22 protein-coding genes, 1 tRNA gene and 1 other RNA gene are annotated in these 24703 nt (G+C 67.3%); 11 read left to right on the plus strand and 13 right to left on the minus strand.

Translation table 11 applies throughout. The features are described 5' to 3' along the window. The first annotated feature begins 4 nt into the window (after positions 1 to 4). Together ACZYY4_RS20235 and ACZYY4_RS20240 are read left to right on the plus strand one after the other, a co-directional pair. Positions 5 to 1396: an FAD-binding oxidoreductase gene (locus ACZYY4_RS20235; RefSeq protein ID WP_463811839.1), complete on the plus strand. Its 1392-nt coding sequence runs from the start codon at positions 5 to 7 to the stop codon at positions 1394 to 1396. Further along, positions 1393 to 2700, plus strand: a complete 1308-nt coding sequence (locus tag ACZYY4_RS20240) for a class I SAM-dependent methyltransferase (protein ID WP_463811840.1) — start codon at positions 1393 to 1395, stop codon at positions 2698 to 2700. The genes ACZYY4_RS20235 and ACZYY4_RS20240 overlap by 4 nt, the downstream gene beginning before the upstream one ends. A gap of 16 nt (positions 2701 to 2716) precedes the next feature. On the opposite strand, the gene ACZYY4_RS20245 is transcribed toward ACZYY4_RS20240, so the two are convergent. Then, complete coding sequence (locus tag ACZYY4_RS20245) at positions 2717 to 3880, minus strand: FAD-dependent oxidoreductase (RefSeq protein ID WP_463811894.1); 1164 nt, start codon at positions 3878 to 3880, stop codon at positions 2717 to 2719. A 219-nt stretch (positions 3881 to 4099) separates the two neighbouring features. Between ACZYY4_RS20245 and ACZYY4_RS20250 the strand changes: the two genes are divergently transcribed. Both ACZYY4_RS20250 and ACZYY4_RS20255 read left to right on the plus strand, forming a co-directional pair. Continuing rightward, entirely contained in the window at positions 4100 to 5407 is a 1308-nt protein-coding gene (locus tag ACZYY4_RS20250; protein ID WP_463811841.1) for a class I SAM-dependent methyltransferase, read from the plus strand. 143 nt (positions 5408 to 5550) lie between these two features. Next, complete coding sequence (locus tag ACZYY4_RS20255; RefSeq protein ID WP_463811842.1) at positions 5551 to 6867, plus strand: class I SAM-dependent methyltransferase; 1317 nt, start codon at positions 5551 to 5553, stop codon at positions 6865 to 6867. Positions 6868 to 6871: 4 nt separating this feature from the next. On the opposite strand, the gene ACZYY4_RS20260 is transcribed toward ACZYY4_RS20255, so the two are convergent. The 4 genes from ACZYY4_RS20260 to ffs form a co-directional block, all read right to left on the minus strand. Next, positions 6872 to 8815 carry a DNA polymerase III subunits gamma/tau gene (locus ACZYY4_RS20260; protein WP_463811843.1) on the minus strand — a complete coding sequence of 648 codons (1944 nt, stop codon included), beginning with the start codon at positions 8813 to 8815 and terminating at the stop codon, positions 6872 to 6874. Between the two features lie 54 nt (positions 8816 to 8869). Continuing rightward, the gene (locus tag ACZYY4_RS20265; RefSeq protein ID WP_463811844.1) at positions 8870 to 9463 is read right to left on the minus strand and encodes a CHAP domain-containing protein; all 594 of its coding nucleotides are present in this window, start codon (positions 9461 to 9463) and stop codon (positions 8870 to 8872) included. A 97-nt stretch (positions 9464 to 9560) separates the two neighbouring features. Continuing rightward, entirely contained in the window at positions 9561 to 10835 is a 1275-nt protein-coding gene (locus ACZYY4_RS20270) for an aspartate aminotransferase type Ic (RefSeq protein ID WP_463811845.1), read from the minus strand. A 32-nt stretch (positions 10836 to 10867) separates the two neighbouring features. Then, an RNA gene (ffs, locus tag ACZYY4_RS20275) (signal recognition particle sRNA small type) lies at positions 10868 to 10962 on the minus strand. Between the two features lie 192 nt (positions 10963 to 11154). Here ffs and ACZYY4_RS20280 point away from each other — a divergent pair. The 3 genes from ACZYY4_RS20280 (at position 11155) to ACZYY4_RS20290 (ending at position 13410) form a co-directional block, all read left to right on the plus strand. Further along, positions 11155 to 11240: transfer RNA gene (locus ACZYY4_RS20280), tRNA-Ser, on the plus strand. Positions 11241 to 11320: 80 nt separating this feature from the next. After that, positions 11321 to 12049, plus strand: a complete 729-nt coding sequence (locus ACZYY4_RS20285) for a DUF485 domain-containing protein (RefSeq protein WP_463811846.1) — start codon at positions 11321 to 11323, stop codon at positions 12047 to 12049. A gap of 29 nt (positions 12050 to 12078) precedes the next feature. Further along, entirely contained in the window at positions 12079 to 13410 is a 1332-nt protein-coding gene (locus ACZYY4_RS20290) for a DUF4226 domain-containing protein (RefSeq protein ID WP_463811847.1), read from the plus strand. A gap of 18 nt (positions 13411 to 13428) precedes the next feature. On the opposite strand, the gene ACZYY4_RS20295 is transcribed toward ACZYY4_RS20290, so the two are convergent. The 4 genes from ACZYY4_RS20295 to ACZYY4_RS20310 form a co-directional block, all read right to left on the minus strand. Continuing rightward, on the minus strand, positions 13429 to 13992 hold the full coding sequence (locus ACZYY4_RS20295) for a hypothetical protein (protein WP_463811848.1): 564 nt from the start codon (positions 13990 to 13992) through the stop codon (positions 13429 to 13431). A gap of 13 nt (positions 13993 to 14005) precedes the next feature. After that, positions 14006 to 14479: a DUF5078 domain-containing protein gene (locus tag ACZYY4_RS20300; RefSeq protein WP_463811849.1), complete on the minus strand. Its 474-nt coding sequence runs from the start codon at positions 14477 to 14479 to the stop codon at positions 14006 to 14008. A 157-nt stretch (positions 14480 to 14636) separates the two neighbouring features. Then, positions 14637 to 17549, minus strand: coding sequence for an MMPL/RND family transporter (locus ACZYY4_RS20305; protein ID WP_463811850.1), 2913 nt, complete (start codon positions 17547 to 17549; stop codon positions 14637 to 14639). After that, positions 17546 to 17968 (minus strand): MmpS family transport accessory protein, encoded by a 423-nt coding sequence (locus ACZYY4_RS20310; protein WP_463811895.1) that lies wholly within the window; start codon positions 17966 to 17968, stop codon positions 17546 to 17548. Before ACZYY4_RS20310 ends, ACZYY4_RS20305 begins: the two co-directional genes overlap by 4 nt. A 109-nt stretch (positions 17969 to 18077) precedes the next feature. On the opposite strand from ACZYY4_RS20310, the gene ACZYY4_RS20315 reads away from it, so the two are divergent. Continuing rightward, positions 18078 to 18761 (plus strand): TetR/AcrR family transcriptional regulator, encoded by a 684-nt coding sequence (locus ACZYY4_RS20315; RefSeq protein WP_463811851.1) that lies wholly within the window; start codon positions 18078 to 18080, stop codon positions 18759 to 18761. Between the two features lies 1 nt (position 18762). Here the strand turns inward: ACZYY4_RS20315 and ACZYY4_RS20320 are convergent, their stop codons facing one another. The 3 genes from ACZYY4_RS20320 to ACZYY4_RS20330 form a co-directional block, all read right to left on the minus strand. Next, positions 18763 to 19800 carry a DNA polymerase domain-containing protein gene (locus ACZYY4_RS20320; RefSeq protein WP_463811852.1) on the minus strand — a complete coding sequence of 346 codons (1038 nt, stop codon included), beginning with the start codon at positions 19798 to 19800 and terminating at the stop codon, positions 18763 to 18765. 1 nt (position 19801) lies between these two features. Next, positions 19802 to 20845, minus strand: a complete 1044-nt coding sequence (locus ACZYY4_RS20325) for an ATP-dependent DNA ligase (RefSeq protein WP_463811896.1) — start codon at positions 20843 to 20845, stop codon at positions 19802 to 19804. A gap of 126 nt (positions 20846 to 20971) precedes the next feature. Continuing rightward, on the minus strand, positions 20972 to 21877 hold the full coding sequence (locus ACZYY4_RS20330) for a haloalkane dehalogenase (RefSeq protein ID WP_463811853.1): 906 nt from the start codon (positions 21875 to 21877) through the stop codon (positions 20972 to 20974). Between the two features lie 76 nt (positions 21878 to 21953). Between ACZYY4_RS20330 and ACZYY4_RS20335 the strand changes: the two genes are divergently transcribed. Next, positions 21954 to 22370, plus strand: coding sequence for a DUF302 domain-containing protein (locus ACZYY4_RS20335; protein WP_463811854.1), 417 nt, complete (start codon positions 21954 to 21956; stop codon positions 22368 to 22370). Between the two features lie 28 nt (positions 22371 to 22398). Beyond that, positions 22399 to 22554, plus strand: a complete 156-nt coding sequence (locus ACZYY4_RS20340; protein WP_463811855.1) for a hypothetical protein — start codon at positions 22399 to 22401, stop codon at positions 22552 to 22554. Here ACZYY4_RS20340 and ACZYY4_RS20345 read toward each other — a convergent pair whose 3' ends face one another. After that, positions 22555 to 23913, minus strand: a complete 1359-nt coding sequence (locus ACZYY4_RS20345) for a WS/DGAT/MGAT family O-acyltransferase (protein ID WP_463811856.1) — start codon at positions 23911 to 23913, stop codon at positions 22555 to 22557. A gap of 94 nt (positions 23914 to 24007) precedes the next feature. Between ACZYY4_RS20345 and ACZYY4_RS20350 the strand changes: the two genes are divergently transcribed. Next, on the plus strand, positions 24008 to 24703 hold the full coding sequence (locus tag ACZYY4_RS20350) for an Rv3717 family N-acetylmuramoyl-L-alanine amidase (RefSeq protein WP_463811857.1): 696 nt from the start codon (positions 24008 to 24010) through the stop codon (positions 24701 to 24703).

A 24703-nucleotide genomic window follows, 5' to 3' on the forward strand; every position in this document is an offset into this window, starting at 1 on the left:
GGTGATGTCCGTCCCGGTCGATGCACCGACATCCCACACGCGGGGGGTGCAACGCCTGCTGGACAGCTACCGGGCGATTCCCGCCTCCGCGTCGGTCCGGTTGGCCAAGCCCACCTCGAATTTGTTCCGGGCGCGCACCAAACGTGATGCGCCGGGCCTGGACACCTCGGGCCTGGTGAGTGTCATCGGCGTCGACCTGGAGAACCGGACCGCCGACGTCGAAGGCATGTGCACCTACGAGGACCTGGTCGCCGCCACTCTCCCGTACGGCTTCGCACCGCTGGTGGTTCCGCAGTTGAAGACGATCACAGTCGGCGGCGCGGTGTCCGGCCTGGGGATCGAGTCGACGTCTTTTCGCAACGGACTGCCCCACGAATCGGTGCTGGAGATGGACGTCCTCACCGGCGCCGGCGAACTGTTGACGGTGTCGCGGGACAAGCATGAAGATCTGTTCCGGGCGTTTCCGAATTCGTATGGCACGCTGGGCTATTCGACTCGGCTGCGGATCGAGTTGGAGGCGGTCAAGCCGTTCGTGGCGTTGCGGCACATCCGGTTCGATTCCCTGGGTGACCTGGTGGCGACGATGGACCGGATCATCGACACCGGAGGGTTCGACGGTGTCGCGGTGGACTACCTCGACGGGGTGGTGTTCTCCCCCGCCGAGAGCTACCTGTGCATCGGCATCGAGACCGACGTCCCCGGCGCCGTCAGCGACTACACCGGTCAGCAGGTCTACTACCGCTCGATCCAGCACGCGCAAGGGATCAAAGACGACCGGCTGAGAATCCACGACTACCTGTGGCGCTGGGACACCGACTGGTTCTGGTGCTCGCGGGCGTTCGGGGCGCAGCACCCGCTGATGCGGCGCGCCTGGCCGCGGCGCTACCGACGCAGCAGTTTCTACTCGAAACTGATCGCCTACGACCAGCGGTTCTCCATCGCCGACCGGATCGAGAAACGCAGTGTCCTCCACCCGAAGACCGCCCCCTCACGCGAACGGGTGGTGCAGGACATCGAGGTACCCCTGGAGCGCTGCGGGGAGTTCTTGGACTGGTTCTTCGCCCACGTGCCGATCGAGCCGGTGTGGCTGTGCCCGGTGCGGCTGCGTGACGGCGAGAACTGGCCGCTGTACCCGATCCGGCCGAACCGCACCTACGTCAACGTCGGCTTCTGGTCCTCGGTGCCGGCCGGCGCCACCGAGGGCGCCACGAATCGGCTGATCGAGGCGAAGGTGAGCGAACTCGAGGGCCACAAATCGCTGTATTCCGACGCGTACTACACCGCCGCGGAGTTTGACGAGCTCTACGGCGGTGAAACCTACCGGAAGACCAAGCAGACCTACGACCCCGACTCGCGGCTGCTGGACCTCTACGACAAGGCGGTGCGACGGCGATGACCACCTACAAAGAGCAGACGCACACCGGCCGGCTGAGCCTCGCGGAGGTGCTGGAGACCCTGGCCACCGACGGCCACCTCCCGCTGCGTTTCACCGCGTACGACGGCAGCAGCACCGGACCCGACGACGCCCCCCTGGGCCTGAGCCTGCTGACCCCGCGTGGCACCACCTATCTGGCCACCGCGCCGGGCGACTTGGGCATGGCCCGCGCCTACGTCGCCGGGGATCTGGAATTGCACGGCGTGCATCCCGGCGATCCGTACCGGCTGCTCAAGGCACTCGCCGACGAACTGCACTTCAAGCGGCCGTCACCGAGGGTGCTGGCCAACATCGTCCGCTCGATCGGGGTCGAACACCTGGTGCCGATCGCGCCGCCGCCGCAGGAGGCCCGCCCGCGGTGGCGGCGTGTCGCGGAGGGGTTGCGGCACAGCAAGTCCCGGGACGCCGACGCGATCCACCGCCACTACGACGTGTCCAACGACTTCTACGCCTGCGTGCTCGGGCCGTCGATGACCTATACCTGCGCGGTCTACCCGAGCCCGGACGCGACGCTCGAGGAGGCTCAGGAGAACAAGTACCGGCTGATCTTCGACAAACTGCGGCTGCGCCCCGGCGACCTGCTGCTCGATGTGGGCTGCGGCTGGGGCGGAATGGTGCGTTACGCAGCGCGGCATGGCGTGCGCGCCATCGGTGCGACGCTGTCGGCGGAGCAGGCCCGATGGGCGCAGCGCGCGATCGCCTCCGAGGGGTTAGCCGGCCTGGCGGAAATCCGCCATTGCGACTACCGCGACGTGCGCGAGTCCGAATTCGACGCGGTCTCCTCGATCGGGATGACCGAGCACATCGGGGTCGCGAACTACCCCGGCTACTTCGGCTTCCTCAAGTCCAGGCTGCGCACCGGGGGCCTGCTGCTCAACCACTGCATCACCCGGCGGGACAACCTGTCGAACCCGACGGCCGGCAGCTTCATCGACCGCTACGTGTTTCCGGACGGTGAGTTGGCCGGGTCGGGCCGGATCGTCAGCGAGATCCAGGACGCCGGGCTGGAGGTGTTGCACGCCGAGAACATCCGGCACCACTACGAGCTGACGCTGCGGGACTGGTGCGCCAACCTGGTCGCGCACTGGGACGAGGCCGTCGCCGAGGTCGGCCCGGCCACCGCGAAGGTGTGGGGCCTGTACATGGCCGGCTCACGATTGGGCTTCGAACACAACGCCATTCAGCTGCATCACGTGCTGGCTACCAAGCTCGGCGACCGCGGCGACGACGACGGTCTGCCGTTGCGCCAGTGGTGGCAGCCCTGAGCTAGCGGGTCATTGACTAGCGGCGGGCAAACGAGGGCGCCCGCTCCGGGCGTACCCCCACGCCCACCAGGTAAGCCGGAATGGCAGAAAGCCAAGGCAGTTTGGCGATCACGGCGCCGAAAGCCGCCGGGGGGCTGAGGTTCTTACCACGCAGAATCGGTGTGAGCCCGCGGTGCAGCACGCGCTGAACGGACTGGGTGACGACAGTGGGCAGGATCCGGCGCCGATGCACCGCGGCCAGGTCGCGGTTGGTGACGTGGCCCCGCCGCAGCGGCTCCGCCAGGATCCTAGCCGTGGCCACCGCGTCCTGCACCGCCAGGTTGATGCCGACGCCACCCACCGGTGACATGGCGTGGGCGGCGTCGCCGATGCACAGCAACCCGTCGACATGCCAGTGGCCGCGCAGCCGATTCACTTTGACGTCAAGGTGTTTGACATCGTCCATCGAACGTAGCGTCGACACGTCGGCCTCCGGGATGAGTTCGACGACATCACGCCGGAAGGCATCGATGCCGCGCGCCCGCAGTGCCGCCGCCTCGTCTTTGCTCCCCAGGTAGGCAACCTGGAAATAACCCTCACGCGGAATCATGATCGCGGCCCTGCCCGGCCCGAGTCGAGGCAGCAGCGTCGGCTGCGCACCGCCGTCGTTCGGCAGGCGGAACCACCACACATCGAAATTCACTGGAAACTCGCGTGAATTCAGGCCGGCTTCTTGCCGCGCCACCGACCACCGCCCGTCGCAGGCCACCGTGAGCTCGGCTCGAAGTTCGCCCGGGCCGTCGGGGCCCTGATAGCGCACCCCGACAACCCGTCCGTTCTCATGCAGCAGTCCGGTGACCTCCGTCTGCATCCGCAGAGTGAAAGTTGGCTCGGTCTGGGCGGACTCGGCGAGCAGGTTGAGCAGGTCCCACTGCGGCACCATCGCGACATAGGGGTGCGGCTGACCCCGCAGCCGCCCGAAGTCAACCACCGTGACGCCCTGTCCGGCCACGTCGAGGACGACCTGGTGGATCTCACTGTGTGACAGCGTCGCGAAACGCTCCCACAATCCGAGCTCGTCGAGTAGTCGCAGCGTGGTGGGATGCACTGTGTCCCCGCGGAAGTCGCGTAGGAAATCGGCGTGTTTCTCCAGCAGCGTCACCTCCACACCGGCGCGGGCCAGCAGCAACCCCAGCACCATTCCGGCGGGCCCACCGCCGATGATCGCGCACCTGGTGTCAGTCACGTCAGCAACGCTACGGGAGACAGGCGAGCCAGCGTAGGTCGAGTTATGAATCCTTATACCCATAGGCCTGTTTCTCCTGGAAAAACGTGCCTAGGGTTGGCCAAGGCGACGCCTAAACCACCCGTCGAGGAAACGGCGGTCCCATCTAGCGTCGCCGGGGGGCTTTTGAGCCGAATGACAACCACGCAGGTAAAACACGATCTCAGTACGAACGGCAAGCTGGGATTGGCCCAGGTTCTGAAACTTCTCGCCGGCGGCGGGGACCCGCCGATCAAGATCACCGCCTACGACGGCAGCAGCGTCGGGCCTGACGATGCCGACCTGGGGGTGGCTCTGCTGACCCCGCGGGCCACCACGTACCTGGCCACCTCGCTGGGGCAGCTCGGGATAGCCCGGTCCTACATCTCGGGGGACCTGGAGCTGCGCGGAGTCCATCCGGGGAATCCCTACGAGGTGCTCAATGCGCTGGCGGATCTCGAATTCAAGCAGCCGTCACCGCGCACGCTGCTCAACATCGTCCGCTCGGTCGGCTTGCGAAATCTGCGGCCGATCGCGCCGCCACCGGAAGAGGCACCGGCGAAATGGCGCCGCACCGCCAGCGGACTGCGGCACAGCAAGTCTCGCGACGCCGCCGCCATCCACCACCACTACGATGTGTCGAACACGTTCTACGAGTGGGTGCTTGGTCCATCGATGACCTATACCTGCGCGATCTACCCGAGCCCCGAGGCCACGCTGGAAGAGGCCCAGGAGAACAAGTACCGGCTGATCTTCGACAAGCTGCGCCTGCAACCGGGTGACCGACTGCTCGACGTCGGTTGCGGCTGGGGCGGCATGGTGCGCTACGCGGCCCGGCGCGGCGTGCGCGTGGTCGGCGCGACACTGTCGGCCGAACAGGTCGCCTGGGGGCAGCGGGCGATCGAAGCCGAGGGGCTCTCCGAGCTGGCCGAGGTGCGGCACTGCGACTACCGCGATGTCCGCGAGATCGACTTCGACGCCGTCTCCTCGATCGGGCTCACCGAGCACATCGGTGTGAAGAACTACCCGTCCTACTTCGGCTTCCTCAAGTCGAAGTTGCGCACCGGCGGTCTGCTGCTCAACCACTGCATCACGCTGCCGGACAACTCGACCTATAAAGGTGACGCCTTCACCGATCGCTACGTCTTCCCCGACGGCGAGGTCACCGGCGCGGGCCGCATCATCACCGAGGTCCAGCAAGCCGGTTTCGAGGTGCTGCATGAGGAGGACTTCCGCCACCACTACGCGATGACCCTGCGGCAATGGAGCCGCAACCTGGTCTCGCACTGGGACGAGGCCGTCGCCGAGGTCGGGTTGGGCCGCGCCAAGGTGTGGGGTCTGTACATGGCGGCGTCGGTGCTGGGCTTCGAGCGCAACCTGTTCCAGTTGCATCATGTGCTGGCCGCCAACGTCGACGGCCGCGGCGACGACAACCTACCGCTGCGGCCCTGGTGGCAGCCCTAGGGTGACGGGCCGGGCACCGGCTCGGGCTATTGCTTATCGCGGCGCAGGGTTACGCGTGTTCGAAATGCCGTCCGAACGGCTATTCGCATGTCCTGCAGCTGCAACGACTGCACATTTGGATCTGCTCAATTGAGGGGCGAACGATGACGATAAAAATGCTGGGCAACGAAGCACCGACCACCACGAACGGCAAGCTGGGGTTGGCCGAGATTCTGGTATTGCTCTCCGGCGGGGGGCAACCGCCGGTCAAGGTCACCGCCTATGACGGCAGCAGCGCCGGTCCCGACGACACCGCGCTGGGTGTGGATCTGCTCACGCCGCGCGCCACCACCTACCTGGCCACCTCGCTGGGTCAACTGGGGATCGCGCGGTCCTACATCGCCGGCGATCTGGAACTGCGCGGGGTGCACCCGGGCAACCCCTACGAGGTGCTCAAGGCCCTGGAGGATCTGGAGTTCAAACAGCCATCACCGCAGGATCTCCTCCGCATCGTCCGCTCGATCGGCTTGAAGCACCTGAGGCCGATCGCGCCGCCCGCCGAGGAAGCGCCGGCCAAATGGCGCCGCCGCATCTCGGCTGGCCTGCGCCACTCGAAAGCCCGGGACGCCGACGCCATCCACCACCACTACGACGTGTCGAACACCTTCTACGAGTGGGTGCTGGGTCCGTCGATGACCTACACCTGCGCGATCTTTCCGCACGCGGACGCGACGCTGGAAGAAGCCCAGGACAACAAGTACCGGCTGATCTTCGACAAGCTCCGGCTGCAACCGGGTGACCGGCTGCTCGACGTGGGTTGCGGCTGGGGCGGCATGGTGCGCTACGCCGCCCGCCGCGGGGTGCGGGCGGTCGGCGCCACCCTGTCGGCAGAGCAGGTCGCCTGGGCGCAGCAGGCGATCGCCGACGAAGGACTCTCCGAGCTCGCCGAAGTCCGGCACTGCGACTACCGCGACGTGCCCGAGACCGGGTTTGATGCCGTCTCGTCGATCGGAATGACCGAGCACATCGGCGTGAAGAATTACCCGTCCTACTTCGGTTTCCTCAAGTCGAAACTGCGCACCGGCGGGCTGTTGCTCAACCACTGCATCACAACGGCGGACAACTCGACATACAAGGGTGACGCCTTCTCCGACCGGTACGTCTTTCCCGACGGGGAGCTCACCGGCGTGGGGAGCGTCATCGCCGAGATCCAGCAGACTGGTTTCGAGGTGCTGCACGAGGAGGACTTCCGGCTCCACTACGCCAAGACGCTGCGCGGCTGGTGTCAGAACCTGGTCGACCACTGGGACGAGGCCGTCACCGAGGTCGGGCTGGGCCGCGCCAAGGTGTGGGGTCTGTACATGGCGGCGGCGGTACTCGGCTTCGAGCGCAACTTGTGTCAGCTGCACCACGTGCTGGCCAGCAATGTCGACGAGCGCGGCGAGGACGACCTGCCGATGCGGCCCTGGTGGACTCCCTAGACCGTCAGTCACCAGCGATGCGACGGGCGCCCAGCTCGTTCTGCAGCAGCTCCAGGGCCGCCTCTTCGGGGTCGCGGCGCGGCGCGGGGTCGGAGCGTTCGGCTTCCGCCTCGGCCAGCATGGCTTCCTCATCGGCTCGCCGTTCCACGTCCGCCGCGACCGGTGCGGGTGCGGCGGACGCGGCGGGCGACGCGGCCTCCGCCGACGGTGCCCCGGTTTCACAGCGCACCCGCCAGTTCACTCCGAGGGCGTCCTTGAGCGCCTCGACGATGACGTCGGCGTTGCGCTGTTCACAGAGCCGCTTGGCCAGCGGAGCCGACTCATGGATCAGCACCAGGGTGTTGCCGTCCACGGCGCGCACGGTTGCGCCGGCCAGCATCACCTCGGTGGTGCGGCTGCGCTGACGCACCTTGTCGCGCACCGTCGTCCACATCGCACGCACGGCGGCGGCGTCGGGTTCTCCCGGGGCCGCCAAGGCGGGTGCCGGCGGAGACGGCGGAGGCGGGGCTGCCGGCACAGGATCGGGTTCCGGCGTGGATATGGCTTCCGGCGCGGAGACGGGTTCCGGATCCGGCGCAGATGCCGTTTCGGGGGGCGGCTCGGAGGCCTGGGACCGCCGGGCGAACTGCTTGCCAGCCGGGGGCGATGAGCGCTCGCGCGAAGAGAGACCCGGCTCAGCAGACCCAGCCGGGGGCGATGAGCGCTCGCGCGAAGAGAGACCCGGCTCAGCAGACCCAGCCGCTACGGCGCCCGTCGGCGCGACGGCACCCGGGATCGACATGTCCAGCCGGCTTTCGATGCGCTCCAGCCGCTGCAGCAGCGCGGCTTCGGTGTCGGCGGCCGACGGCAGCAGCAGCCGGGCGCACACCACCTCCAGCAGCAGCCGCGGGGCCGTTGCGCCGCGCATCTCGCCGAGCCCGGCGTGAACCACCTCGGCGTAGCGGGCCAAGGTGGCCGAGCCGAGCCGGGCGGCCTGCTCGTGCATCCGTTCCAGGATGTCTTCCGGAGCGTCGACCACGCCTTTTGCCACCGCGTCGGGGACTGCTTGCAGCACGATCAGGTCGCGGAACCGTTCCAGCAGGTCGATGGCGAACCGGCGCGGGTCGTGGCCGGCATCGACCACTGCCTCCACGGCTCCGAAAACCGACGCGGCATCCCCGGCGGCAAGAGCGTCGACCGCGTCGTCGATCAGGGCGACGTCAGTGGCGCCCAGCAGGCCCAGCGCCCGCTGGTAGTGGACGTGATTGATGCCCTCGGCGTCCTGCTCCGAGCCGGCCAGCAGCTGGTCGAGCACCGACAGGGTGTCGCGCGGCGAGCCCCCACCGGCGCGGATCACCAAGGGGTACACCGCGTCGTCGACGGCGACGTGCTCCTGCTCGCAGATGCGCCCGATCAGCTCACGCATGGTCCGCGGCGCGAGCAGCCGGAACGGATAGTGGTGGGTGCGTGACCGGATGGTCGGCAGCACCTTCTCGGGTTCGGTGGTGGCGAACACGAAGATCAGGTGGTCGGGTGGCTCCTCGACGATCTTGAGCAGCGCGTTGAATCCCGCGGTGGTCACCATGTGCGCTTCGTCGATGATGAAGATTCGGTAGCGCGACTGGGCGGGAGCGTAGAAGGCGCGGTCGCGAAGGTCTCGGGTGTCGTCGACCCCACCGTGGCTGGCGGCGTCGAGTTCGACGACGTCGATGCTGCCCGGCCCGTTGGGGGCCAGCGCCACGCACGAATCGCAAGTCCCGCACGGCGTGGGCGTGGGGCCGTCGGCACAGTTCAGCGACCGGGCCAGAATGCGCGCCGACGACGTCTTGCCGCAGCCGCGCGGCCCGGAGAACAGGTAGGCGTGGTTGATCCGGCCCGCCGACAACGCGGTGCACAGCGGTTCGGTGACGTGCTCCTGCCCCACCACTTCGGCGAAGGTTGCCGGCCGGTATTTGCGGTAGAGCGCCACGCCAGCAGGTTACTTGCTCGGACCGACGACGGTGCAGGCCCGGCAGGCAGAGCGCTACACCTTGGGTCGCAGATACCCCAACGTGTTCCACATGGGGCTGAAGTCACGCCAGTTCAACGTCACGAACAGCCGGCCGCCGGAGTTCTGGTCGGCCGTCTCGTACTGGAATAAGGGGCCGCTTTCACGGACGGCCGTGACAACTGCGGCATGCCCGTGTTCGCTGACGTACCCACCGGGCCCGTAGACGACGATGTCGCCGACGTGCGGCTGGTTCAGGCCGCCGTCGAACGGGATTTGTTCGAAGAATTGACCCAGGCCATTGGTGGGGAAATGTTCGTAGAGATCGAAGGCATTGCCACTGGCGTCTCTATTTCGCCATGGATAACCCAGCGCCCGTATGTATTGCAGGATAAGCGGATAGCACTGCCCGTCGCCGTACACCACGGGATGCCCCAGCGCGGCATCGGCGGCTGCGGCCCTGAAGACGTCGAGTTCATCGGCAGCCCGCGGCGGCAACGAACCGGTCTCCTCGGATCCGACCGGCGGATTCGCCCGGCTGGGGGTGTACGCCGCCGGAACCTGGCCCAGACCAAAGAGGCCTATCGCCGCCACCGCCGCACAGCCCCAGACACCGACCTTGATCGTCATTCTTCGGGCCTCCCCCGCATTTCAAAATCGGGCTCCGTGACGCACTTTGCAGATTTTATGCGGCGGCGTCCGCACGGATGCCTAATTCGACGCCATGTCAGCTCAGCAGATGCTCGGCGGCGGCCAGCAGCGCGCAGGTGGCCAGGCCGTCGACGGCGTTGCGCAGATCCTCGGCCGACGGGAACGAGGGGGCGATCCGGATGTTCTTGTCTTCGGGGTCCTTGCGGTACGGGAACGACGCGCCGGCCTCGGTGACCGCGATCCCGGCGTCCTTGGCCAGCGCGACGGTGCGCCGTGCGGTGCCGGGCAGCACGTCGAGGCTGATGAAGTAGCCGCCCTTGGGGTCGGTCCACGATGCGATCTTGGATTCGCCGAGCCGGTCCTGCAGGATCTCGGCGGCCAGCTCGAACTTGGGCGCCAGGATCTGCTGGTGGCGGCGCATGTGCAGCCGCACGCCGTCGGCGTCGCCGAAGAACCGCAGGTGCCGCAGCTGGTTGACCTTGTCCGGGCCGATCGACTTCTTGCCGGCGTATTGCAGATACCAGGCGATGTTGCCCAGCGAGCCGCCGAAGAAACTGACCCCGGCGCCGGCGAAGGTGATCTTCGAGGTGGACGCGAACACATACGGCCGGTTCGGGTTCCCGGCGGCGGCGGCCAGCCCGAGCACGTCGACCTGGTGCGGGAACTCGGTGGTCAGCGTGTGCACCGCGTAGGCGTTGTCCCAGAACAGCCGGAAGTCGGGCGCGGCGGTCTGCATCTGTACCAGCCGGCGCACCGTCTCCCACGAGTAGGTGATGCCGGTCGGGTTGCCGAACACCGGCACCGTCCACATGCCCTTGATCGCGGGGTCGGCGGCGACCAGTTCCTCGATCAGGTCGACGTCCGGACCGTCCTCGCGCATCGGGATCGGGATCATCTCGATGCCCATGGTCTCGGTGATCGCGAAGTGCCGGTCGTAGCCGGGAACCGGGCACAAGAACTTGACCGCAGGCTCATCTTTCCAAGGCCGCGGTGAGTCGACGCCGCCGTGCACCATCGAGTAGACGACGGCGTCGTGCATGAACTCCAGGCTGGCGTTGTTGCCGGCGATCAGGTTGGGCACCGCGATGCCCAGCAGCTCACCGAAGATGGCCCGCAACTCCGGCAGACCGTGCAGGCCACCGTAGTTGCGGGTGTCGGTGCCGCCGTCGTCGCGGTAGTCGTCAGCGCCGGGCAAGGCCAGCAGGCCGTTGGCCAGGTCGAGTTGCTCGGGCGCCGGCTTACCGCGGGTGAGGTCCAGGGTGAGCTTCTTGGCCTGCAGCTCGGTGTAGTCCCGCTGGTAGCGCTCGTGTTGAGCTGCCAGGTCGGCACGGTTGAGGTTCTGCAGCGACACGGGTGCGCCTTTCGCGGTCGAAGGCCTGAAACGTAAGGGGACCCCGCGCACCCGCCAGAGCCCATTGACCCTTGCTGCCTTCCGGCCCTGGGGGAGTTCACAGGATAGACGCCGCGCGGGGTCCACGGGCGAGTCTAGCGGTGGTCGCCAGCGCGGCGGAGCCGGGCGCAGCGGGCCGCCGCCATCGGGCACAGCGGTGGTCGCCAGCGCGGCGGAGCCGGGCGCAGCGGGCCGCCGCCAACGGGCACAGCGGTGGTCGCCAGCGCGGCGGAGCCGGGCGCAGCGGCGGCCTACGGCGGGGACCGCTACCATTGCCGACGGAGGATTCGCCTAGTGGCCTATGGCGCTCGCCTGGAACGCGGGTTGGGTTAATAGCCCTCAGGGGTTCAAATCCCCTATCCTCCGCACCCGATGCAGGTGCGACCGGATCGCAACACCGCGATCCGGTCGCACCTGAATCACTACTGACGAGCATGGGAGGTGGCGTGAGTCGCACCGTCGCCACGGTTTGGCACGCGTCGCTTTCGGCCTTCGCCGCGTTGTTGTACTTCCTATTCGTACTGCCCCGATGGTGGGAGCTGACCGGCTTCGCCCCGCACATGCTGGGCACCGTGCTGCGGATCGTCCTCGGGGTGCTGGTCGCGGTGACCGCGCTGCCGGTGGCGGCCACCCTTAAGCGCACCCGCAAGCCGGAGTACGGGACTCCGCAGCTGGCGCTGACGCTGTTGACCGGCTCGATCGTCGCCCACGTGGTGGCCGGGACCCTGATCGCGGGCACCGCGATCAGCGAGATCTGGCTGTCGCTGGACAACGCCGGGGTGTGGTTGTTCGGCATTTACGGGGCCGCCGCCGCGATCGCACTGCTCGGGATCGGCGCGTTCTACCTGTCGTTCGTCGCCGAAATGCCGCCGCCCCCGCCCAAACCCATCAAGCCCAAGACCGAGAAGCAGCCGAAGCAACGGCGCTGGTGGGAGAAGAAGCCCGGCGCGGCCGCCGACGAGGAGTCCGACGCATCCGAGGACGAGACCGAGGAATCCGAGGGCGCGGACGACGACTCGGCAAGTGATGAAGCCGAGCCGGACGACGAGACAGTCGAAGCCGGGTCCGAGGAGATCACCGAGTCGGCGGGCGAAGAAGCCCCGGAACTGGAGCCGACCGGAGCCGAGGAAAAGCTGCGCCCCTCCGGCAAACGCCGGGCGAAAAAGGACAAGTAGGCCAAACCCGCCCGGCTAATCTTTGCTCTATGACCGAGAACCTCGGTGCTTTCGCCGATGCGGCACGGGCGCAAGAAGAAGAGCTGGCGAACCGGCTGGCGGCGTCCGTGGCGGCCGACGAACAGTTCCAGGCGATCCTGCACGAGGCCGTCGCGAACAACGCGGCTTCGCGGCAGCGCCTCGACTCCATCGAGGCCGAGATCCGGCAGTCCGCGAGCAGGTGGCCGGGCCTGGACACCCCCGCCGGCTCCCGCCAGTTCCAGCAGTTCCTGAACGCCAAGACCCGCGAGATCCACAAGGTCGTCACCGACGCCTCCGCGGACAACGACCACAAGGCGAGCCTGGTACGGACGCTGACCAATCGCTACGAACTCGGCGGTGCCGACGACGGCGACCCGCACATCCGGTTGGTGGACAACGAGATACCGGCTGATGCCCCGGAGCCACACGATCCCACCATCGCCGGGCCGGGCAGCGAACCGGTGCCGGAGAAGCAGGACGGCTCTCCCTACGACCTGGGTGCCACCATCCCGGGAACCGGAATCGTCATCACCGGAGACCCCGAAACGGGCCACCCGCGACTGCACATCCCCGGGCAACCCGACGTCGACAACCCCTTTCCCGTCGACGACGGTTTCCGGGCGCTCCCGACCGGCACCGCGATCGGTCCGGACGGCCAGCAGTACGCCTTCTACAGCGTGCGCCCCTACGGGCCCGGCACATCTCCGGACAATTTCATCGCGCCGGAATCACGGGTACAGAATCTGGCCGATCCGGCAACGGATTTGGGACCGCTGATGGGCACCACGATCGGGTCGGACGCCAAGGTGGGCATATCCCAGGCCAGCGGGGTCTACGACCCGGCGTCGGGAACCATGGTCATCGTCGGGAACGTCGGCCAGGACGGTCAGCGCGCCATGTGGCAGTCGGCTCCCGTGACCGCAGGTGACCCGCCCAACGCCTGGATGAACAGCCTGCACGAGGTCGGCACGTTCGACAATCTGGGTGCGGCCAACCGGGAGAATCAGATCGTGGCGCTGCCCCAGGGCGGCTACCTGATGACCAGCGCCAGCGACGGCGGGCAGGTCGTGGGCGTCACCGCGGGCAGCCCGCAGGGCTTGCTGCAGGCGCCGTCGCAGGATCTCACCGGGCCGGGCTTCATTCCCAGTCCGGGCAATCAGCCGGCCGTTCCCTACGGCCCGAGCATCGTCAACATCGAGACGCTTCCGAACGGCCAAGAGCAGGTCACCATGCGGGTCAGTACCTGGCCGACCCCGCAGGGCTGGCCGGTGGGAGAGAACGCCCCGCCGGTGCCGTATCACCCGAGGACCTACACCACGACGTTCAACGTCAACCCGTAGCGCCGGGGCCTGGAACCTTTAGAACGCCGTGCTCCCGGACGGGCTCAGCACGAACCCGTGATGCCCGAGCGAGGTGTCCAGGCAGGCGACCAGTTGGTCGGCGCCGACCGCGCACGTCACGTTGCCGTAGGACACCTTCTGCCCGACGCCCAGGAAGGCACCATTGGAGAATTGGCGGCCGCAACCGGTCGATTCACGGTTCAGACGCAGGCCCGCCGCGCCCTGGGAGCGGACGGTCCCGATCACACAGCCGCCGGGCACCGGAGCACCCGAGCTGAGCGGCGCGGTTGCCAAGCCCGGCATGTCGCCGTCGCACATGATGGCCTGCGACGATCCCGCCGGTGGGTCCGTGGCGTCGAATTGGCACGCGATGTTATAGGGCGTGGAGAAATTCACCCAGCGCCCGGGGCCCTTCGGCCCGGTGGTGATGTAGGCGTCTGCCGGGGCCGCCGTGAAGTCGTCGAGATTGGGAAACCCCGCGGGTTGCGCCCCTGCGGGTGATCCCGGAGTCCCGATGAGCAGGCCGCCCGCCATCCCGGCGACGGCCAGCGCCCGCGTGACTCGACGGATGGAACCGTTCATCGCCCGTCTCCGGTTACGGCTTGGGAGCCCAGTCCCACACCGACATGTCGTCGCGCGGGTATTGACTGCAGGCTTCGGTCGACTTGGCGACGACGCCCTTGTTGTTGAAGAAGATCTTGGCGTGGTTGGGCCAGGACACCGTCATCGGGTCGGCGAAGTTCGTCGCCAACTCCTCGGAGTAGGCCCGGCGCTGCTCGGGGTTCAGCGAGAAGAACCAGTGCATCTTGTCGATGGCCGCCTGCTGCACCTGCACCGGCTTGTTGTGCATGTCGATCATGTAGCGCTCGTAGTAGACCGGCGACAGGTCGCGGCTGGCGGCCAGCATCTGCTCGGCGCTGCAGTCGGTGCGGATCACCCGGCGCGGGATCGGGAAGTCATCGGTGGCGTCGGCGGCGGCGGTTGCGGGGAGCAACGCGGCGGCGATCCCGGCGACGGTGGCCAGGACGGCCACCCGGAGCATCGAGCGAATCGGGCGGTGCGTACGCATGGAATCCACTCTAACCACTACCCCGGACCTTTCCCTATGTCAGTTTTCCGACCTTTGAATGCTACAGAACTTTAGCCGTGCTACCTAATTAGTTGTCGTCGCTCGGCGCATGGGATCGCTCACAGCCGGCCACCGATTGTGTCGCTTACGGCAGCCCTCAGCGCTGCGGAGGGGCGAACTCCTCGGTCGCATCCACGTCGGACTCCCGCGCGGCGGCGGCGACTTCCCGGTGCCGGGCGGCTTTGCCGCCGACGTGCGGCAGCACGTTGATGGGCCACCAGAACCAGCGGCCCAGCAAGGCCGCGATCGACGGCGTCATGAACGCCCGCACGATCAAGGTGTCGAACAGCAGCCCCAAGCCGATGGTGGTGCCAACCTGCCCGATGATGCGCAGGTCGCTGACCACCATCGAAGCCATGGTGAAGGCGAACACCAGGCCGGCCGCCGTCACCACCTTCCCGGTGCCGCCCATCGCCCGGATGATGCCGGTGTGCAATCCGGCATGGATCTCCTCTTTGAATCGAGAGACCAGCATCAGGTTGTAGTCCGACCCCACCGCCAGCAGAACGATCACCGACATCACCATCACCAGCCAGTGCAGTTGCATACCGATGAGGTACTGCCAGACCAGCACCGACAGCCCGAAGGACGCGCCCAGTGACAGTGCGACGGTGCCGACGATCACCAATGCGGCGATCAGCGCACGCGTGATCAGCAGCATGATGACGAAAATCAGGCACAGCGAGGCGATTCCGGCGATCAGCAGGTCGTAGTTGGAGCCGTCGTGCATGTCCTTGAACAGCGCTGCGGTCCCGCCGAGATAGATCTTGGAGTCCTCCAGCGGTGTTCCCTTGAGCGCCTCTTCGGCAGCAGTGCGAATCTTGTCGATATGCGAGATACCTTCTGCGGTGGCGGGATTGCCGCGGTGCGCGATGATCATCCGGACGGCCTTGCCATCAGGGGAGACGAACATCTTCATCGCACGCTTGAAGTCCGGGTTCTCGAAGACCTCCGGCGGCAGATAGAACGAGTCGTCGTTCTTTGAGTCGTCGAACGCCTTACCCATCGCGGTGGCGTTGTCGCCCATCTCTTCCATCTGGTTGAAGATGCCGGACATGGTGCTGTGCATCGTCAGCATCATGGTCTGCATGGTCGCCATGGTCTCGATCATCGGTGGGAAGGTGGTCAGCATCTGCGGCATGAGCTTGTCCATGTCGCCCATGTGCATGATCATCCTGTCCATGCTCTCGCTCATCGGGTCGACACTGTCGACCATGTCGAACGCCGAGCGCAGCGAGAAGCAGATCGGGATGTCGTAGCAGTGCGGTTCCCAGTAGAAGTAGCTGCGGATGGGCCGCCAGAAATCCTCGAAATCGGCGATGTGGTCCCGGATGTCGTAGATCTGAGCCTGTAGGACGTCCATGTCGGCCACCATCTCGTGGGTGGTGGCGGCCAATTGGCCCATGTAGCCGAGCATCTGGCGCATGGTGGCGATGGTCTCGCCCATCGCGTCGGCCTGGGTGAGCATGTCGTCCATGCGCTTCTTCTGGAACTGCATGGTCTGCATCTGACCGGCGTTCTGCATGCTCATCTGAAACGGAATCGAGGTGTGTTCCAGCGGGGTTCCCTGCGGCCGGGTGATCGCCTGGACCCGGGAGATGCCGACGACCTTGAACACCGCCTTGGCCAGTTTGTCGATGACCAAGAAGTCTGCCGGGTTGCGCAGGTCGTGATCGGTTTCGATCATCAGCATTTCCGGCATCATCCGGGACTGCGAGAAATGCCGGTCGGCCGCGTTGAAGCCCTCATTGGCCGGGATGTCGGTGGGAATGTACTTGCGGTCGTCGTAGGCCGGTTGATAGCCCGGCAGCGCCAGCAGGCCGACAGCCGCAATGGCCAGTGAGGCAACCAGAATCGGCCCGGGCCAACGGACGATCGCCGTCCCGAGTTGCCGCCAGCCGCGGGTGCTCATCTTACGTTTGGGCTCGAACAGTCCGAACCGGCTGCCGACCGTGATGATCGCCGGCCCCAGGGTCAACGCGGCCATCACCGAGACGACCATGCCCACCGCGCACGGGATGCCCAGCGAGGCGAAGTAGGGCATGTGGGTGAAGTGCAGACAGAACAGTGCGCCCGCGATGGTCAGCCCGGAGCCCAGGATGACGTGGGCGACGCCGTTGAACGCCGTGTAGTAGGCCGTTTCCCGATCCTGGCCGTCGTGACGGGCCTCGTGGTAGCGGCCGATGAGGAAGATCGCGTAGTCGGTGCCGGCGGCGATCGCCAGCGAGACCAGCAGGTTGACGGCGAACGTCGTCAATCCGACCAGGTGGTGATGGCCGATGAATGCGACCACCCCGCGCGCCGCGGACAGCTCCAGACCGACCATGGCCAGCAGTAGCACCATGGTGGTGACCGACCGGTAGAGCGCCAGCAGCATGGTCAGGATCACCAGGATGGTGACGGCCATCATCCTGAGCATGGACTTGTCGCCGGCGTGGTTCATGTCGTTGGCCAGCGCGGCGGTGCCGGTGACGTAGACCGTCAGCCCGGGCGGTTTCTGGATCGAGTCGACGATGTTGCGGACCGACTCGACGGAGTCGTTGGCGGAGGCCTGGCCGATATTGCCGACCAGGTTCAGCTGCACGTAAGTCGCTCTGCCGTCGGCACTCTGGGCGCCGACCGCGGTGAGTGGATCACCCCAGAAGTCCTGGACGTGCTGCACGTGAGCGGTGTCGGCTTCGAACCGCTTAACCATCTCCGCGTAGTACTCATGCTCGGCGTCGCCGAGTTCGTGGTCGGCCTCCAGCACCACCATGGCGGTGCTGTCATAGTCCGACTCCTGGAAGACCCTGCCCATCTCGGCTATGGCCTGCGTAGCCGGCGCGGACGCCGGGCTCGCCGACACGGCGTTCTCTTTGCCGATCTGCTCCAGCGACGGCACGGTGGCGCCGAGCAGCACGATCAGGCCGACCCAGAAAAGGATGATCGGCACCGACAGCCGCCGGATGGTGTGCGCGACGAACGTCCGCTGAGGAGGCCCGTCCGCCTTACCGGTTATCGGCGGACTCATGCCGCCTTCAGCAGACAGAAGGTGTAGGCGTTCACCTCATTGGAGATGCGTTCGGCCTTCACCTCCCCATCCACGGTGATCCGGCAACCGATGCTGTTGCTATCACCTTGCGCCATAATGCTTCCCACCACTGCCGGCAAAGTCGTGACGATCTCGAGCTGCCATGGCAGTTGGGCGCCTTGGACACGTTGGGGTTCGGAGTTGACGTCGAAGTAGCTGATGTCGGCCACCGTGCCCGGGGGGCCGAAGATCTCATAGGTCAGCCGCTTGGGGTTGAACGGCTTGGTCTCGTCGACCTGACCGTCGGAGTACGACGGGCGCTTCTCAGATCCGAACAGGCCATGGATGCGCGTCACCGTGAACCCGGCGACACCGACCACGGCCAGAATCACCAGGGGTATCCACACCCGGCTCAGCACCTTGAAAATCGGAGTCCCCTTCACCTAGCACCTTTGGGTACCCTAACCCAAGTCCACGTGCGTAAACGCACGCTACAGCACTGCCCGGAACTGTCGCAACGCACGTCATGTGCGTTATCATCGCGCCGTGCCGCAGGTCTCATTTCAACGCGCTCGCAGCGACGAGAAGAAGCGCCAGCGGGCAGAAGCGCTGGTCGAAGCCGCGCGCTCGGTGGCGCTCGAGGCGGGCGTCGCGTCGGTGACGCTGACCGCGGTGGCCGGACGGGCCGGGGTGCACCACTCGGCCGTCCGCCGCTATTTCAGCTCCTATAAAGAGGTGCTGCTGCGTCTGGCGGCTGAGAGCTGGGAGCGATGGTCGGAGTCGGTCTGCGTGGGATTGGACCAACCCGGGCCGATGTCGCCGGACCGGGTGGTCGAGATCCTGGTCAATGGACTCGCCGCCGACCCGCTGTTCTGCGACTTACTGTCCAACCTGCACCTGCACCTAGAACATGAGGTGGACGCCGAGCGGGTGATCGAGGTGAGGCGGGTCAGCACTGCCGCGGTGATGGCCAGTGCCGGCGCGATCGAGCGGGCGCTGCCCGGGCTCAAGCCGAGGGGGGCACTGGATCTGCTGTTGGCGGCCTATTCGCTGGGCTCGGTGCTCTGGCAGGTCGCTCATCCACCGCAGACGCTGACCAACGCCTACGCCGACGAACCGGAGCTGTCGCCGGACTGGAACCTGGACTTCACCGCGGCGCTGACCCGGCTGCTCACCGCCACCTGTGTCGGACTGCTGGAGCCCCCAAACTGACTCAGTCTGATTTCTCCCGGCTGGGCTGCACCCGTTTGGGTTCGCCGGGCATCTTCGGATAATTCGGCGGGTAGGGCAGGTCACCCAGGCCGAGGGCTTCGTCGGCCACCACCATTTCGCGCAGCGGCTCGAGGGATTGTTCGAGGTCGTCGATGCTGCGCCACGGATCGCCGCGCCGCGCGATGAGATCGGGCACGGTGGCGATGGTGTAGTCGTCGGGGTCGGCGCCGTCGGCCAACTCGTCCCAGGTCAACGGTGTGGAAACAGTGGCGATCGGGGTGGCCCGCACCGAATAGGCCGACGCCATGGTGCGGTCGCGGGCGTTCTGGTTGAAGTCGACGAAGATCCGCGCACCCCGCTCCTCCTTCCACCACGAGGCGGTGGCCGCCTCCGGGGCGCGCCGCTCGATCTCGCGGGCCAGCGCGATTCCGGCCCGGCGGACCTCGATGAAGTCCCAATCGGCCTTGATCCGCAGGTAGACGTGCAGACCGCGGCCACCGGACGTCTTGACGTAGCCGACGAGGCCGAGCTCGTCGAGCAGCGGGTGCAACACCTCCAGCGCGACCGCGCGGGCCTGCGCGAAGCCGGTGCCGGGCTGCGGGTCCAGGTCGATGCGCAGCTCGTCGGGGTGGTCGGTGTCGGGGCAACGCACCGGCCACGGGTGCAGCGTCACGGTGCTCATCTGCACCGCCCACAGGATGTCCGCGGGCCGGATGACCTTGAGCGCGTCGGCGGTACGGCCGGAGGGGAAGGTCACCCGGCAGGACTCCAGATAGTCGGGATGCCCGCGCGGCAGCCGCTTCTGGTAGACCGCAGTGCCTTCAGCGCCCACCGCACCGTTTGGGAACCGCTGCAGATGGGTGGGCCGGTCCCGCAATGCGTGCAGCAGCGGCCCACCGGCCACCGCCAGGTAGTAGTCGGCCAGCGCGCGTTTGGTCCCGGCTGCGCCGAGCCGGGGGAAGTACATCTTGTCACCGCTGGTGAATCGGACGGCGACGCCGTCGACCTCCAATTCCTCGGCTTGGCCTTTGCCGGACACCTCAGGTCTCCAACACATCGTCGAGTTCGTAGTTCAGCGGCACGTCGAGCTGGTCGAACGTGCAACTGGCGGGGTCCCGGTCGGAACGCCACCGCAACAGCTTCACGGTGTGGCGGAACCGGTCCCCTTCCATCTGGTCATAGGCGACCTCGGCGACCCGCTCGGGCCGGATCGGGACCCACTGCTTGTCGGCCGCGGAGTTCCACCTGCTCGGTTCACCCTCGCGGACGTCACCGAGGCGCAGCGGCTCCAACTCGGTCAGCAGGGCCAGCCGGTCGGCGTCGGTGAACGACGCGGCCCCGCCGACCATCGCCAGCTCGCCGTCGGCGCGGTACAGGCCCAACAGCAGCGAGCCGATTCCCGCGCCGCTCTTGTGGATGCGGTAGCCCATGACCACGCAGTCGGCGTCGCGACGGTGTTTGACCTTGACCATGTCGCGCTTGCCGGGCAGGTAGGGCCCGTCAGTCCGTTTGGCGACCACCCCATCCAGCCCGGCCCCTTCGAACGTGGTGAGCCAGCGGGTGGCCTGCTCTGGATCCGCGGTGGCGCGGGTGACATGGCAACTGGGCCCGCCGCCCACCAACTCCGCCAGCGCCTCCCGCCGTACTCGGAACGGCTCGCTGAGCAGCGATGCCTCCCCGGTGGCCAACGCATCGAAGCCGATGAACTGCGCCGGGGTCTGCTCGGCCAGCATCCGCACCCGGCTCTGGGCGGGATGGATCCGCTGGCTCAACGACTCCCAGTCCAGCCGAGTCCGTCCGCCGATCTGCCGGGGTACCACCACCTCCCCGTCGAGCACACAGCGCGGCGCGACCTCGGCACGCAAGGCGTCCAGCAGCTCCGGGAAGTAGCGGCCCAGCGGTTTTCCGTTGCGCGACTGCAGCAACACCTCGTCGCCGTCGCGAAACACGATGGCACGGAAACCGTCCCACTTCGGCTCATAGGACCAGGATCCCGGCTCCTCGCCCGCACCGGGAACCTTGGCCGCGGCCTTGGCGAGCATCGGATCCACCGGCGGCGCCACGGGCAGGTCCATGGTGTCCATCATGGATGCTGCGCCCCCGTCTGTCACAGAAGTCACGGCGCACCTGTCCGCCGAGTGTGCGGTTTGGGTCGCAAAAGGCCGATATGCCACCCAAACCGCACACTCGGCGCAACTTCACGACCGGCGCTAGCGGCGCAGGAACTCCACGATGTGGCGGGCCAACTCCTCGCCGGCGTCCTCCTGCAAAAAGTGGCCGGCGTCGTGGATCACCGGGTGCGCACGGCCGCGCGCACCGCGCATCTCGCGCTGGAAGATCGGCGCCATCGCCCCGGTGATCGGGTCACCGTCACTGAACGCCACCAGCATCGGGGTCTCCGAGTCGCACAGCGCGGCCCACGCCGACCGGTTGGCCGGGGCGGCCGGGTCCTCAGGCGTGGTCGGGATCAGTGACGGCATGGTCCGCGGCCCGATGCAGTAGCTGTCGTCGGGGAACGGCGCGTCGTAGCCGGCCCGAACGGCCTCGCCCATGGGCTTACGGCACCCGGACTGCACGAACCATCCGACGTCGATCGTCGGCGCGGTCTGGATCGACTCGCGAAAACGCCACCAGATCTCCGGCATCGGGATGTCCCCGGTGGGCAGACCGGTGTTGGCCACGACCACCCGGCTGAACCGATCCGGATTCTCGGCGAGCAGCCGCAGCCCGATCAGGCCGCCCCAGTCCTGGCCCACCAGGGTCACGTTCTGCAGGTCGAGGACGTCGAATGCCAGCGCCCGCATCCACTCGACGTGGCGGGCGTAGGTGTGGTCTTCCGCTTGAGTCGGCTTGTCCGAGCGCCCGAACCCGACCAGGTCCGGACAGATGACCCGGTGGCCGGCCTCGGCCAGGATCGGCATCATCTTGCGGTACAGATACGACCACGACGGCTCGCCGTGCAGCATCAGGATCGGGTCGGCCTCTTCGGGCCCGTCTTGCACCCAGGCCACCCGCAGGGTGCCGCCGTCATCATCGTCGAGGTCGCAGAACTGGGGCGGGTAACCGAAATCGGGGAGGTCGACGAACCTGTCGTCGGGGGTGCGCAGGGTCTGCATGAGCTGACGATACCGTGACGGTATATACCCCCCGGGGTGTACGATAAATTATGGCCACGACGACAAAGGAGGTCTCATGTCCGTCGCGATGAGCACCGCGGTGTCCGGCGTCGATTTCGACACCGTTACCGCCAAGACGCGAGAAATACTGAAGGACAACGGTTTCGGTGTACTCACCGAAATCGATATGCAGGCAACGCTTAAGGCCAAGCTCGGCGAGGAGATGGAGCGTTACCTGATCCTGGGCGCCTGCAACCCGCCGTTGGCGCACCGCGCCGTCACCGCCGAAAAGCGCATCGGGGTGCTGCTGCCGTGCAACGTCGTGGTCCGCGAGGACCCGCAACACCCCGAGACGGTGCTCGTCGAGGCGATGAATCCGCAACTGATGGCCCAAGTCGTCGACAATCCGGCCCTGGTGCCGATCGCCGACGAGGTGACCGAGAAGATCCGCAACGTCATCGATACCCTGGCTGTTGCGTTGCGCACCGCCTGAGTTGCGCACCGCCTGAAAGGAACCGCTGATGTGCTACCCCGTGCCCTGTCGGGTCTGCGGCAAGACCACCTGGGACGGCTGCGGCGATCACATCGCCGACGTCCGCGCTCAGGTGCCGCCCGAGCAGTGGTGCGAGGGGCACCCCGAACAGCAGGCCCCCCGGCGATCCTGGTGGCAGCGCTAGCTACAGACCCACCGCGCGTTCCAGGTCTTCCAGCGCGGTGTCCAGGTGCCCGAGCAGGCGCTGCAGGTGGGGAACCGCGCGACGGCAGCCGACCAACCCGAAGTCGAGGTTGCCGGCGTTGCTGACCACGGTCATGTTCAGCGCCTGTCCGTCCAGGGCGATCGACAGCGGATAGTTGCCGTCCAGTCGGGCGCCCCGCCAGTACATCGGCTCGGCCGGCCCGGGCACGTTGGAGATGACGATGTTGAAAGGCGGCGGCGCCGCCGAGATGAAGCCGGGGACGGCCGCCAGTGCCAGCGGCGCCATGTTGGCCGCCGACAGTGCCAGCGCCTGAGTGCGCGGCAACTCGCTGAACACCTTCTTGTTACGGCGCATCGACTCGCTGATGGCCTCCAGTCGCTGCGCCGGGTCCGTCAGATCGGTGGCCAGATTGCACAGGATGGTGCCGACCATGTTGCCGCCGGAGTCTGCGTCGGCCTCGCTGCGCAGGTTCACCGGAACCATCGCCACCAGCGGATGTTCCGGCAGGGCCTGCTGTTCGTCCAGGTAGGCCCGCAGCGCCCCGGCGCACATCGCCAGCACCACATCGTTGACGGTCACCCCGGCGGCCCGCTTGATCGCAATGACGCGCGCCACCGGCCAGGACTGCGCCGCGCACCGGCGCGCCCCACCGATCTTGACGTTGAGCATGGTGCGCGGCGCTTCGAACGGCAGGGTCAGCTGCTGCTCGAACAGTGCCGCACGTGCCAGCTTCACCGTCGACGGACCCAGGGCCGCAACGCCTTTGACAACTCCGGTCAGCTGACGCAGCCGGGACGGCGCCTCGGGGTGCGGCCGCGACGGCGGCGAGATGGACCACGGGGTGCGCAGTTCCTCCTCGCGCGGATCGACCGACAGGGTTCGGTGCAGCAGCCGCAGCAGTGAGACACCGTCGATCAGCGCGTGGTGGATCTTGACGTAGACGGCGAACCGCCCGTCGTTGAGACCTTCGACCAGATGCGCCTCCCACAGCGGGCGGTGCCGGTCCAGCAGGCTGCCGTGCAGTAGCGAGGTCAGCTCCAGCAGGTCGCGCACCCGGCCCGGAACCGGCAGCGCCGAACGCCGGATGTGGTACTCGATGTCGATCTCGTCGTCGAAAGCCCAGCCCACGTTCGCGATCCCGCCGAGCAGGGTCGCCGGACGTTTACGAAACGCGGGCTGCAGGTCACGGGCGCCCAGCAGACCCTGATAGATCTCGCCGACGAACTCCGGGCCGGCTCCCGGCGGCGGTTCGAACAACATCAGGCCGCCGACATGCATGGGATGCTCTCGCGTTTCGGTCAGCAGGAACATCGAATCAGTCGGTGACATCAGCTGCATCGATCCATTCAACCCCGGCCGGCCACCGGGCGCTTGCTAGTCTTGCCCGGTGCGTCGCCGGACTGTTGTCTGTGTCGCCTCGGCTGCGTGCTTGATGGCGGCAACCGCCGGTGCGCCCGCTGGGGGCGCAGACCCCGCCAGCCCCACCGTCGCCGGCAAGACGGTGTTTCTGGATGCGGGGCACAGCGGTTCCAACGACGCCTCGATCGCCCGGCAGGTACCCAACGGACGCGGTGGCACCAAGCCGTGTCAGACCAGCGGGACCGCCGCCGACGACGGTTACCCCGAGCACAGCCTCAACTGGGATGTGACCAACCGGATCCGGGCAGCCCTCGACCAGATGGGCGTACACACCGAACTCTCCCGTGCCGACGACACCTCGCCCGCGCCGTGCATCGACGCCCGTGCCGCCGCGGCCAACGGCGCGCACCCGGACGCGATCGTGTCCATCCACGCCGACGGCGGACCGGCCTCCGGCCGCGGATTTCACGTCAACTACTCCAGCCCACCGCTCAACGACGCCCAGGCCGGCCCGGCCGTGCGGCTGGCCGGTGACATCCGGGACTCTCTGGCGGCCGCGGGCATCCCCGAGTCCAGCTACCTCGGCGCCGACGGACTCTACGGTCGGCCGGATCTGGCCGGGCTGAACCTGGCCGAGTACCCCGCGGTGCTGGTCGAACTGGGCAACATGCGCAACGCCGACGACGCGGCGTTGCTGGAGAGCGCTGATGGGCGGGCGCGGTACGCCGCGGCTGTCACCAGCGGGATCGTCGCGTTCCTCAGCGGGTGA

It is taken from the genome of Mycobacterium sp. IDUB_21 (genome assembly GCF_055419425.1).